Here is a 12,734-nt window from a genome sequence, read left to right on the forward strand (position 1 = left end):
AAGTACTTATAAGAAGTGAACAAAAGCACTAAAAGTCACTATTTTACGGGGAGGTCAAATAAACATCACTGGTTCATTTCATTTTTTAGGTAAATAGTACACTTTTCATGCGATCAGAAGGGCAACGTGATACATTCACTTTGATGGTTCCCCCCTCGGGATTAAAAGGGAATGGAGTACGTGGCTTTCTGTGAATATAACGGCATATAAAGCACTTCACAGCCACAAGTCTTCAGCTGCCCCCGCAACTGTATACAACTCTGAATGATTCAAATACCACTGATGCCTCTGAATCGGGAAGGTGAATCTGCTTGCTCAGCCAAGCGTTGTAAGCCAGGAGACCTGCCATTACGGCGTCATTACAGAAACATCGGGCGGGGTGATCCGATGGGCACGCGTTGCTTCTGTCATGACATTTTGACGCCCTGATACAGAGACCCAACCATGCTAAAAGCCTTACAAGCGTTATGTCACGAAAAGAGTGACCACTTCAAACAACGATTGATCACAATGAGCACTCTGCTCATTATCATGAATGCCGGTGCCTGGCTATGGGCCTTCATTGCCTTCTGGGACAAACCCGGACTACTGGGTATCGCCCTACTGATTTATAGCCTGGGATTACGCCATGCGGTCGATGCGGACCATATCGCAGCGATAGACAATGTCACTCGAAAACTGATGCAGACGGATCAACGCCCTGTTTCGGTGGGCTTCTTTTTTGCCATGGGGCATTCAACCGTAGTCATCATTGCAGCCGCATGTGTAGCGTTGGCCGCTTCGACCTTTAACTCCATGGAAGCCGCCAGTTCTATCACAGGTATTATCAGTACCAGCGTATCTGCCACCTTCCTATTGATAATTGCGGCCATGAATATCGCGATTTTTATCTCGATCTACCGCAATTACAAACGCATTAGAGCAGGAGGCACTTATGTACAGGAAGACATGGATATCCTGCTGAATAATCGCGGTATTCTGTCACGGCTGTTCAAACCCTTGTTCCGATTTGTCAGTAAAAGCTGGCACATGTACCCCTTGGGCTTTCTATTTGGCCTCGGATTCGATACTGCGACTGAGGTAGCCATGTTCGGTGTTTCCGGCGCACAGGCGGCCAAAGGAGTACCCTTTGAATCGATCATAGTTTTCCCCTTTCTGTTTGCTGCGGGCATGTCTCTCGTCGATACAGTCGATGGGGTCATGATGTTGGGAGCCTATAATTGGGCCTTCGTGAAGCCGATTAGAAAGCTTTACTACAATATGTCCATCACCGCTGTGTCCATTATTGTTGCTGTGTTCATCGGTGGAATCGAAGCACTGGGATTGATTGGCAATCAGCTGAATCTGGAAGGCTGGTTCTGGGAGGGTTTGAATTTTCTGAATGATAATTTCAATGATATTGGCTTCAGCATCATAGGTTTGTTCATTATTGCCTGGGTAGCTTCGTTCGTTATCTACAAAATAAAGAGGTTGGATGACGTGGAAGTGAGGATGCCAAGTGACCACCATTAGCAATATGCCTATTGTACGTCGCCGCAAATCATCAAACTGATGTATATCAGCTGCGCAATCAAAAACGCCGTGACTTGTTCAGCCACGGCGTTTTATTTTCTAATTCCGAGAAAAAATGGGATATAAAACGAAGATCAGAATTGATTATTGCTGATTCGTAAGTGTTCCCGAATCATACCCACCAGCGTCTCGTTGGCCTGATCTTCACTGGTATCCAGCTGAATCAGGTGAATTTTTTCATCTGCTTCGAATGGCTCAAAATCATTCAGTTGCGCGTGGAGAATAGCCAATGCGTGGGAAGTATCCTGGTCTTGCTTCTGCGAACGCCGTTCGATACGCTCTTCAAGTGTTTCACGATCCGCCATGAAGTGAACCATGGCGACCGCTAGCCCCCTATATTGCGCCTGATCCCTTAATTGAGATCGCTGGGAGCGCTTGAGGCATGTTGCATCGATATAGACAGGATAACTGGCTTCCAATAAGGCACCAGTAATTCGGGCCATATGCTGATAGGTTAGCTCAGTCATTTCATCCGAATGAAGTTCAAGCTCTGGTAATCCCTGAGCCTTACGCTGTTCCATCAAACGACGACGTTCTACATTGGAACGAACGCGAATACCCGCCAATTCACGCATGGCCGATCGTGTAAAACGGCTTTTCCCACTACCGATAACGCCCACACCCAGTAATAAATACGGAATGCGAAATTCATAAATGTAAATGATAGCTTCAATGAATTGCTGCAATGCCTGCGGGTCGTCCGCTGCTGCTTCGGCACGCAATAGGGCATAGTAGACCGCCGCATAATCAAAGAGGCGCATCATGCCAAAATCGCCGCATCCTTCCAGATAACGGTCAACGACCTCATTGGCATGAGACAAGCTGTCCAGAATCAGAATATCGCAACAAATAGACACCAATTCGAGGCATATATCGCCCTCTTCTACATCTCCCACAGGGATGCAGAAACCCTGTTGACACCGTTTTTCGAGTGTCGGCGCCATCCGTGCAAAGGCTTCCTCAGCATAGAAAGAGATTTGATCCAGTTCATCCAGATGAGGCTGCGCATTGGGATGAGCGCGCAACCGATTGATGACGGCAACCATCGCCTGATCAAGACGTTGATAGGAAGATAGACCTTCCGATTGAACCGGGGTAGAACGACGCGTCAGCATGACATCAGCAATGTGATGACAAAGGTCGATCATACCTGCCTGATCAAAGGTATCGGCATTTTTCAGCGTCTCTTCGTCAATCACACCATGACGGTAGAAAGACTGAAACAATGCGTTGCGTGACATCTGTGACACAGTGAGCTCCTGTAGAGTACGGCCTGACAAGGGCCCAGCGTTACTCTTCATGCTTTCCTTGTTTATCCGGTATTCGTCGTATAAGCGCCTGGCAAAGGAAGTTAACGCTTTATTCGAACCGGTTTATAACCTGAAACCATTATTTCAGTTGTGCAAACGCCTTTTTGGCCGCATCCAGTGTGGCTTGAATATGCTGCTCTTCATGGGCACTGGACATAAAGCCGGCTTCGTAGTTTGACGGTGCCAGATAAATGCCCTGATCCAACATGGAGGTGAAGAATCGATGGAACATATTCATGTCACAGGCAGTCGCTTCAGAGAAGTTGGTGACATCCTTTTGATCCGTAAAGAACAGACCGAACATCCCCCCTGCCTGATGTGTCAGGAAAGGGATTCCCGCGTCATCAGCCAATGTTTGAAGCCCTTCTGTCAGCGTTTTCACACGTGCTGAAAGGGACTCATGAAAGCCGGGTTCACGAATCTTGTTCAGCAAGGTGATGCCGGCTGCCATGGCCAAGGGGTTACCGGCAAGCGTACCGGCCTGATAAACCGGACCAAGGGGTGAAATCTGACTCATGATTTCACGCTTGCCACCAAAGGCACCCACGGGCATTCCACCACCAACAATCTTACCCAAACAGGTCAGATCGGGAGTGATACCATAATGGGCCTGAGCGCCACCCAACGCGACGCGGAAGCCTGTCATGACCTCATCAAAAATCAGAACAGCACCACTTTGATCACAGACTTCGCGCAAGGTTTCAAGAAAACCGGGCTGAGGAGGAATACAGTTCATATTCCCTGCCACGGGTTCAACAATGATACAGGCGATTTCATCGCCAATATTGGCGAAAAGATCACGCACGGCTTCACTGTCATTGTAGGGAAGCGTCAGTGTCAGTTCTGCCAGACCCTCCGGCACACCCGGAGAGCTGGGCTCACCCTGCGTTAGCGCACCTGATCCTGCTTTCACTAACAATGAATCCACGTGGCCATGATAATTCCCTTCAAATTTGAGAATCTTGTCTCGACCGGTATAGCCACGAGCCAGTCGAATGGCCGACATGGTCGCTTCAGTCCCGGAATTGACCATACGCACCATATCAATCGAGGGCATGATGTCGCATACCAGATCAGCCATGGTCGTTTCAATCGCGGTTGGGGTACCAAAAGAAAGCCCTTCTTCCAGCCGTCCGCTAACGGCTTTCAAGACATCAGGATCAGCATGTCCGGTAATCATGGGGCCCCAGGAACCGACATAATCAATGTATTGTTTACCTTCAACATCATACAAATAGGGGCCCTTGGCACGTTCAATGAACACAGGAGCACGGTCAATACCCTTGAAGGCACGTACAGGGGAATTAACACCACCGGGAATATGCTGTTGAGCGAGGTCAAACAATTGCTGGGAAGTTGTCATGATCAGGTCCTGATATATCCGGAATGACTTGAACTATCTATAGCACGATAAAAATTAGCGGCAACACTAAGCCGATAGCGAACGCTTGGCAAGCCACAGACTAGCCTTTCATCGCTTTTTTAAGGGATAAAACGGCTTGTTCAGGGTCATCTGTTGCAAAAATGGCATGTACAACCGCAAGCAGATCAGCACCCGATGCCACCAACTGATACGCATTGGAAGCCTCTATCCCACCGATAGCTACAATGGGAGAGCCGAGGTATTTCGCCTTTTCCAATAACGAAAGAGGCGCCTGACGTGCATTCGGTTTTGTTTGAGAAGGGAAGAAACGCCCAAAGGCCAGGTAGCTGGCACCTTCGTCGAGAGCTTCCTGAGCCAACGCTATACTGTCATGACACGTCGCCCCAATGATGGCGTGTTTCCCAAGTATTTGTCGGGCTCGGCGAATGGAGCCATCTTCCTGCCCCAGGTGGACGCCTACACCAAGCTTTTCAGCCAATGACAGGTCATCATTAATGACAAGAGGGACCTGATATTCACTACAAAGCGCTTTCAGCAGTTTGGCCTGACGCAAGCGTTTAACTGGATCTTCCGATTTATCACGATACTGCAGGAGAGCCAATCCTGCTTTCAATGCAGAAGAAACCCGCTGAAAAAGAGTGTGGTCATCCGGCATCAGGTGCGCATCGGTAATGCCATAGATACCGGTTTTCCAATTTGCGGAATCGGGAGTTGAAAACGACATATCAATCCGGATAAAGGCGATGAGGCATAAGCTGCCCATGACCGAGTTCATAAGCACTATTCAGCGCTAGCCATGTGCTGCTTTGCGCCAATTCGCATGCACGTTCGAGAGGCGTTCCTTGCGCCAATTCCAGCGCCAAACGAGACGTCAATGTACATCCGGATCCATGATAGTGCCAGGAAAGCCGCGGCCATTGCCACCGCACAGGCGCATGGTCAGCACGATAGAGGCTGTGCTCCACCACTTCGCTCACATGTTCTCCATCCAAGGGATCTGTACCCGTCAGTAAAACCGAACAACCACGGTCATAGATACTACGCGCCCGATCGTTATCAGTGGACTCTTCGGGCACCAGACGGCTGAGTTCCAACCGATTGGGCGTAATGATCGTCGCCAACGGCAGAAGCAGTGAACGAAAAGCCGCCATCAATTCAGCCGAGGAGAGCTCTGCACCACCCCCCGCTTTAAGGACAGGGTCAATCGCTACGGGTATCGAGGGATGCTCGGCAATCAAGGTCGCGATAGCCTCCATGCTCTCGATACTGGAGACCAATCCGATCTTGAAAGCATCAGGAGTAATATCGGCCATGGCGCATTGGGCAGCTGCCCGGATATAGTCAGCAGATACCGGCTCGACCCGAGCCACATTAGACGTATCCTGAACGGTTAGGGCTGTAGGTACCGTCAATGCCCAACCGCCGGCAGCACGTATAGCTTCCATGTCAGCCCCTGTGCCGGCACCATTGGTCGGATCAACACCAGCAAAGACCATAACAACAGGGGGACGAGTATGTGTGGTCATTAGTCTACAGTCAGAAAGGTTTTACAATACTTAGAACAATGATCACCCCGATAATGACTGGAGGAATCATGCTGAATACCTTGTAGAAGAAACGTGGCTTACCTTTGTTGGTACGCAGTTTACGCATGAAAGCCAGACACATGTGGTGGTATCCCACCAGAAGCAGCACCAGAACAATCTTGACCCAGAACCAGGCAGTCCCTAGAACATAATGGTACGTAGGAAAAATCAGCAAGACCCCGAATACCAGAGTTGCGATCATCCCCGGATTCATGATCACTCTGTAAAGCTTGCGTTCCATCACCTCGAAACGTCGTGCTCCCTGTTCATCATTCTGCCGCAGGGTGAATGCGTGATATTTGAATAAACGGGGCAGGTAGAACAATCCTGCAAACCACATCATGATTGAAATCAAGTGAAATGCTAATAGCCAAGCAAACATGTTAGCTCCCCTATATCGTTAATTATATTTTGATCGCTGGTCAGTATCTTTTGCCAGTGTTGTTATCCATCAAGCAGGTACAAGGAAGAATGGTCAGTTCATCATTGTGGGCCAACACTCACAACACCTCGATGACTCGAATAAAGCAGCCAAGTCAATTGCCGATACCCAAATAAGATTTGTCATAATGCAGGGATTATAAAGCACGATAAGTGGGTTCGAACACGTCAGCCAACGGAAACGAGTAAAAAACGGGGCAAAAAAACGATGTTAGCCTCATTTTCATGCTCGTGCCTTCGTTAAGTGACTCGGGATGATGATACACTATTGCCAATATAGGTCATCTTCAGGAATATATCCTGATAACCGTGAAGTGATCATTCTACGTTATTGCCCTTGGCAATCGTCAGAGGAGTAAATCTTATGAGTGGTGCCGAATCTTTCGTGCCAAGCCCTCTGTTTCTTACCGAAAAGGCAGCGGCGCGCATACGCACGCTGGCGGAAGCCGAAAACAATCCTGAACTCAAACTTAGAGTGTATGTCACCGGCGGCGGGTGCTCCGGTTTCCAATATGGTTTCGATTTCAGTGAAAATATGGAAGACGACGACACCATTGTCGAGAAGGACGGTGTCTCCATGCTGATTGATCCGCTGAGTTATCAATATCTCGTAGGCTCAACGGTTGATTATGAAGAAGGGCTGGCAGGCGCTCGTTTCCTTGTTCACAATCCAAATGCGACCACCACATGCGGTTGCGGTGCATCCTTCGGTATTTGATCATACGATGCAGAGGTTATTTTAACACTCTATAGCCTCTGTCATACGTTCATCCTCCAACGCTTCAGTACAAAGAGTGCCAATAACGCGGTAACAAAGTCACAACTGATCGTCAAAATAAACACCGGTATCCAACTATGCTGGGTACTATACAAGGTAGCAGCCAGCGGACCGCCTAAAATGGAACCGATACCTTGCGCTATATAGAGGAAGCCATAATTGGTGGCCGCATGTCGGGTACCAAAAACATCCGTAAGTAGTGACGGAAACAGTGAAAAAATTTCTCCCCATCCCAGAAACACCACGCCTGACATCAGTACAAAAATAACCGGATGGTGTATCAGGACCAGCCAAAGAGTCATAGCGACTCCTTCCATACCAAAGGCCAATGCCATGGTATTTTCACGCCCGATATGATCTGAAATCCAGCCAAACAATGGGCGAGTGGCGCCATTGCAAAGACGATCCAGCGTCAACGCCAGAGGGATTGCCGACATCCCGAAGAGCGTGATCGATGCAATGCCAAAATCATGAGCAAACGTTGCCAATTGTGACGTTACCATGAGCCCTGAGGTTGCCATCAGGGTGAACATGATAAACATGAGCCAAAACAAAGGGGTAGCCAGCATTTGGCGGGGTGTAAATTGCCTTTCGGCTTCCAGTCCATCCTCGGATAATTCCTTCTCCTCCCTATACGGCTTCGTTTCTTTATGAATTACTTTCGCGGTCTTAATGCCATAACGTTTTGCACTATATCCAGCCCCAGGTATCCCAATAGCTGTCACATCAGGAACTCTCAAAAATTGAGCCAGTACAATACCGATGACAGCCATGATGGCACCAAAGACAATCAATGTAGTGTTCAACCCATGCGTATCAAGAAGATGACTTATAGGTAAGGTTGTCAACATGGCGCCCATACCATAGCCAGAGGCCACCATACCTACCGCAAAACCACGCCTGTCAGGAAAATAGCGCACCATCAGTGCTACACATCCCAGATAAACAATACCTGTACCTATGCCACCCAAAACGCCATAGGCAAGATAAAGTCCCCACAATGAATCCGTGTAACCGGACAATACCCAACTGCTGCCACTCAACAAACATCCAATACTGATGAGAGTTCGAATACCGAAACGTTCAAGTAACCAGCCCTGAAGAGGAGAAAAGAGCGTCTGGATGATAATGAGGAGAGAAAAAGTTACCTGTATTGAGGCAAGCCCATACCCGAGTTTGTGACCCAAGGGTGTGGTGAAAAGGGTCCAGACATACTGAGGGCTGGAAATTGTCATCATGCATAAAACAGCAATGATTAATTGAAAGATACGTAAAACCGGGGTGCGAGCAGGTACTTGTTCAAGAGAGTATTCGGAAGACATAAGCATCCATCCAGGTGACAAAATTATTGTTATTGAATGTCAGTGTTACAGAAGCAGGGGTTCTTTTGAATGCGCTTGAGCACACCCAAAGCTTAAATATCGCTTAATTCATGAATTTTTTTCGATAAAAAGCATCTTTTTCAGACTGTGGAAAAAATTTTTTACAAATGTCCAAAATCAGCCTGTATCTCCCATGAAATGGGCACCGAAAGACCTTTAACGTAAACGTTAACTACTACGTTAATAAGCAATGTACTCACCAGTAGATAAAGGGTGGATAATTCGCACTGTGGATAAGTGTACAATTCATTCACACCTTACCCACGCATCGTACCCAGCCCATCCGAGGTTTTTGCAAACGGTTATTATGCCTATAACATACTGTTTTTTATAAGGTTATTGGATTTATGCACAAAAAACAGGGTATGTAATAGTAATCACCATAATAAAACTTCTTAAAAACATAAATCTTTTTTATATTATTTAGTAAATACACTTCCTGTTTTTCAATTTTCCTGTGTAAAACTCCTGACGGTTACCCACAGGCGCGCTATACTGCGCATCCATATTCAATGAACTTTTACAAATTCACTGACCCTTCTCATTGCTTTCCGCTTACGGAAGCGTTGAGGCGTCAGTGAATTTCCATGATTTGAGGTATCCACGTGGATTATCCCGACCGTTTTGACGTTATCGTCATCGGCGGTGGCCACGCAGGCACAGAAGCCGCACTAGCCGCTGCCCGAATGGGCGTTAACACGTTATTGCTGACACACAACATTGAGACTCTGGGTCAGATGTCCTGTAATCCCGCCATTGGCGGGATAGGTAAAAGTCATCTGGTCAAGGAGATTGATGCGTTGGGGGGTGCCATGGCACTCGCCGCCGACAAGGGTGGCATTCAGTTTCGCGTACTGAACTCACGCAAGGGCCCTGCAGTTCGCGCTACACGTGCACAGGCTGATCGTATTCTGTACAAATCTGCTATTCGCACGATGCTGGAAAATCAGCCCAACCTTTCGATCTTTCAGCAGGCTGTCAGTGATCTGATCGTTGATGGCGATCGTGTAACAGGAGTTGAAACCCAGGCGGGGATACGCTTCATGGCACAAACCGTTGTGTTATGTACGGGTACTTTCCTTGGCGGTGTTATTCATATTGGACTCGAACACCACAGTGGCGGGCGTGCAGGAGACCCAAGTGCTTCCGCTCTGGCTCAACGTTTGCGTGAACTGCCATTCAATGTCGCACGGTTGAAAACAGGTACTCCACCCCGCATTGATGCCAAAACCGTTGATTTCAGCACGCTTCAGGTACAACCGGGTGATACACCGACACCGGTCATGTCGTACCTGGGCAACACTGACATGCATCCTCGACAGGTCAATTGTTTCATTGCCAACACCAATGAGCGCACACATGACATTATTCGCGGTAGTCTGGATCGCTCTCCCATGTACTCAGGTGTCATCGAGGGTATTGGACCACGGTATTGCCCTTCCATCGAGGACAAAATCCAGCGTTTTGCAGACAAAAACAGCCATCAGATCTTTATTGAACCGGAAGGTCTGACTACGCATGAACTTTATCCCAACGGAATCTCGACATCGTTACCTTTCGATGCTCAGCTTGAATTGGTGCGTTCGATTGAAGGGTTCGAAAATGCGTTCATTACGCGCCCGGGATATGCCATTGAATATGATTTCTTTGACCCACGAGATCTGAAACACTCGCTGGAAACCCGTTTTGTCGAAAACCTCTTCTTTGCAGGGCAAATCAACGGCACTACCGGATACGAGGAAGCGGGTGCCCAGGGCCTGTTGGCAGGTTTGAACGCTGCACTGCGTGCTCAGGGCAAGGATGCATGGTACCCACGTCGTGACGAAGCCTATATCGGTGTGATGGTTGATGACCTGATTCGCTTGGGCACCCAAGAGCCCTACCGTATGTTCACCTCACGCGCCGAATACCGTTTGCTTTTACGTGAAGATAATGCAGATTTACGCCTGACACCGAAGGGCCGTGAATTGGGTTTGGTTGATGATACTCGAATGGCCGCTTTTGAACGGAAAGTGAGTGCCATTGAACGCGAGCGTACCCACTTGGCGAGCACCTGGATTCAGCCCAAAAGTGAAGAAGCGGGCATGTTATCCGGCAAAATCGGTGAATTGGGTAGGGAACATAACCTGCTCGATTTGCTAAAACGTCCTGAGCTGGTGTACTCGGACATTGCTCCGCTGAAACGGGGTGAACTCCCTGATATTGAGTTGGCAGCGGCTGAACAGGTCCAGATTCAGGCAAAATATCAGGGCTATATCGATCGTCAAACTGATGAAATCGAAAAGCTTAAACGTCACGAACAAACCCCGCTGCCAAGTGACCTTGATTATTCAAGCATTGATGGATTATCCAACGAAATCCGTCAGAAGCTGGAACGTGCGAAACCCGGTACACTTGCTGAAGCTTCCAGAATTTCTGGGGTAACGCCTGCAGCTGTATCGTTGTTATTGATTCAGCTGAAAAAACACCAGCGGGTCTCTACCACCAAGGTTAATGCAGGATGAGCCAGTCAATGCTACCCGAGGGGCTTGAGGCACAATTACAGGCCGGGTTGGATGAGCTCGGTATTGTCACCGATGCTGCGACTATCGGGACGCTCGTTGACTATGTGGCGCTGCTCACCAAGTGGAACAAGGCTTTCAATCTGACGGCCGTTCGACATCCTGCCGATATGGTTAGTCGTCACCTTCTGGACAGTCTGAGTGTTTTACCCTGGGTGAAAGGCCCAAGGCTCCTGGATGTAGGGTCCGGTCCCGGTTTACCGGGTATTGTATTGGCCATTTTACGGCCCGATATTGAGGTCACTCTGCTCGACAGTAATGGAAAAAAGGTACGCTTTCAGCGACAGGCTGTACTCGAACTCGGTTTGTCCAATGTGTTTCCGGTTCATTCGCGCATTGAAGAATTTGTTGATGAACAAGGCTTTGATCAGATTATTAGCCGTGCTTTCGCCTCGGTTGACACCTTTGTGGAGCTGACCCGTAGCCAACTTTCTCCGCAAGGTGAGTGGCTGGCGATGATGGGACGCATTGACTCTACTCTGGATATTCCTGACGATGTACAAGAGCAGCAACGTATTGAGCTCAAGGTTCCCGGTGAATCAGCAGCACGACACCTGGTGCGGCTCGCAGTAAAATAATCACTAAAGTGAAAGTAACAGCCCAAGTAATAACCCAAGGCAAGGAAGATTAGTTTTGACTCATATCATCGCGCTCACCAACCAGAAAGGCGGGGTTGGCAAGACAACGACCGCAGTGAACTTGGCTGCCTCATTGGGAGCGCTGAAGCGTCGCGTATTGCTGATCGATCTTGATCCACAGGGCCATGCGACCATGGGAAGCGGGGTCGATAAGCACGATCTGGCAAAAGGGAGTATTTATGACCTTTTGTCCGGTGATCTGAGTGCCAGTGATATTATCGTTACCTGCAAGGAAGCCGGATATGATTTGCTCCCGGGGAATGGCGATCTCACGGCTGCTGAAGTCAATTTGCTGGATGTAGATGAACGCGAGCTTCAACTCAAGGAAGCACTTGCGCCGATCAAGCATCATTACGATGCCATTCTGATCGATTGTCCGCCGTCACTGAACATGTTGACAGTGAATGCTCTGACAGCATCAGATGGTGTGGTGATCCCGCTGCAATGTGAGTTCTATGCGCTGGAAGGGCTGTCAGCGCTGCTGGATACCATTGATCAGGTACGCGACAGCATCAATCCATCACTCGCGATCTATGGCATCGTGCGGACCATGTACGATAACCGTATTAGTTTGACGCGTGATGTTAGCAAGCAGTTGCTCGATTACTTCGGTGACGATCTGTTGAAAACCGCGATTCCACGTAATATTCGTGTGGCTGAAGCGCCGAGTCATGGTATGCCAGTGACAAAATATGCAAAACTGTCCCGTGGTAGCCATGCTTATCGTGTATTAGCGAAGGAATTGATCAAAAAACTGTCTTTATGATGGTAAGCTGCTATGGCACTGTTGAATAAATATTGATCAAATTTGTGCCGTAGTAGAAACGATTTTCAAAACGATGATTTGAAAGTATAACGGTCATTGGGTGTGTTTCCGGAGCTTGGCTCTTGTGTTGGTGATTCACGTTTTTCAGTGGTTATGGTCTATGTGTAGGCCTGGTTTTAATGAGGAATTTTCTGCATGACACGCAAGCGTGCACTCGGTCGTGGACTCGATGCTTTAATTGGCGCTCGCTCTCGCGCTCAAACCACTCATCAGGAAGTTCCCGTTACTCCTGATAAAACAAGCGTGTCGACAGAAG

General features: G+C 48.4%; 11 protein-coding genes and 1 riboswitch. Of the genes, 5 read left to right on the plus strand and 6 right to left on the minus strand.

The window, feature by feature from the left end; translation table 11 throughout:
- Nucleotides 1-127: 127 nt before the first annotated feature.
- A riboswitch (cobalamin riboswitch) is annotated at nt 128-364 on the plus strand.
- 146 nt (nt 365-510) lie between these two features.
- Complete coding sequence (locus LMG33818_RS08360; protein ID WP_442322918.1) at nt 511-1,512, plus strand: HoxN/HupN/NixA family nickel/cobalt transporter; 1,002 nt, start codon at nt 511-513, stop codon at nt 1,510-1,512.
- Between the two features lie 134 nt (nt 1,513-1,646).
- Here the strand turns inward: LMG33818_RS08360 and LMG33818_RS08365 are convergent, their stop codons facing one another.
- From LMG33818_RS08365 to LMG33818_RS08385, 5 genes are all read right to left on the minus strand, one after another.
- Nucleotides 1,647-2,813, minus strand: coding sequence for a P-loop nucleotide/nucleoside kinase family protein (locus LMG33818_RS08365; RefSeq protein WP_442323132.1), 1,167 nt, complete (start codon nt 2,811-2,813; stop codon nt 1,647-1,649).
- A 148-nt stretch (nt 2,814-2,961) separates the two neighbouring features.
- Entirely contained in the window at nt 2,962-4,245 is a 1,284-nt protein-coding gene (gene hemL, locus LMG33818_RS08370) for a glutamate-1-semialdehyde 2,1-aminomutase (protein WP_442322919.1), read from the minus strand.
- A gap of 100 nt (nt 4,246-4,345) precedes the next feature.
- Nucleotides 4,346-4,990 (minus strand): thiamine phosphate synthase, encoded by a 645-nt coding sequence (gene thiE, locus LMG33818_RS08375; RefSeq protein WP_442322920.1) that lies wholly within the window; start codon nt 4,988-4,990, stop codon nt 4,346-4,348.
- 1 nt (nt 4,991) lies between these two features.
- Nucleotides 4,992-5,792: a bifunctional hydroxymethylpyrimidine kinase/phosphomethylpyrimidine kinase gene (gene thiD / locus LMG33818_RS08380; protein WP_442322921.1), complete on the minus strand. Its 801-nt coding sequence runs from the start codon at nt 5,790-5,792 to the stop codon at nt 4,992-4,994.
- Nucleotides 5,793-5,802: 10 nt separating this feature from the next.
- Nucleotides 5,803-6,234 carry a CopD family protein gene (locus LMG33818_RS08385; protein ID WP_442322923.1) on the minus strand — a complete coding sequence of 144 codons (432 nt, stop codon included), beginning with the start codon at nt 6,232-6,234 and terminating at the stop codon, nt 5,803-5,805.
- A gap of 423 nt (nt 6,235-6,657) precedes the next feature.
- Here LMG33818_RS08385 and erpA point away from each other — a divergent pair, with 423 nt between their 5' ends.
- On the plus strand, nt 6,658-7,011 hold the full coding sequence (erpA, locus tag LMG33818_RS08390) for an iron-sulfur cluster insertion protein ErpA (protein WP_442322924.1): 354 nt from the start codon (nt 6,658-6,660) through the stop codon (nt 7,009-7,011).
- 41 nt (nt 7,012-7,052) lie between these two features.
- Here the strand turns inward: erpA and LMG33818_RS08395 are convergent, their stop codons facing one another.
- Nucleotides 7,053-8,393 carry an MFS transporter gene (locus LMG33818_RS08395; RefSeq protein ID WP_442322925.1) on the minus strand — a complete coding sequence of 447 codons (1,341 nt, stop codon included), beginning with the start codon at nt 8,391-8,393 and terminating at the stop codon, nt 7,053-7,055.
- 665 nt (nt 8,394-9,058) lie between these two features.
- On the opposite strand from LMG33818_RS08395, the gene mnmG reads away from it, so the two are divergent.
- Genes mnmG through LMG33818_RS08410 form a run of 3 tightly spaced genes read left to right on the plus strand, consistent with a single transcriptional unit; the run spans nt 9,059 to nt 12,418 of the window.
- Nucleotides 9,059-10,957 carry a tRNA uridine-5-carboxymethylaminomethyl(34) synthesis enzyme MnmG gene (gene mnmG, locus LMG33818_RS08400; RefSeq protein ID WP_442322926.1) on the plus strand — a complete coding sequence of 633 codons (1,899 nt, stop codon included), beginning with the start codon at nt 9,059-9,061 and terminating at the stop codon, nt 10,955-10,957.
- A complete protein-coding gene (gene rsmG / locus LMG33818_RS08405) occupies nt 10,954-11,592 on the plus strand; it encodes a 16S rRNA (guanine(527)-N(7))-methyltransferase RsmG (RefSeq protein WP_442322927.1) in 639 nt (212 codons plus the stop codon). The genes mnmG and rsmG overlap by 4 nt, the downstream gene beginning before the upstream one ends.
- Before the next feature lie 55 nt (nt 11,593-11,647).
- Nucleotides 11,648-12,418 carry a ParA family protein gene (locus tag LMG33818_RS08410; protein ID WP_442322928.1) on the plus strand — a complete coding sequence of 257 codons (771 nt, stop codon included), beginning with the start codon at nt 11,648-11,650 and terminating at the stop codon, nt 12,416-12,418.
- The last annotated feature ends 316 nt before the right edge of the window (nt 12,419-12,734 follow it).

Source organism: Cernens ardua, assembly GCF_051251085.1.
GTDB classification, from domain to species: domain Bacteria; phylum Pseudomonadota; class Gammaproteobacteria; order Pseudomonadales; family Halomonadaceae; genus Cernens; species Cernens ardua.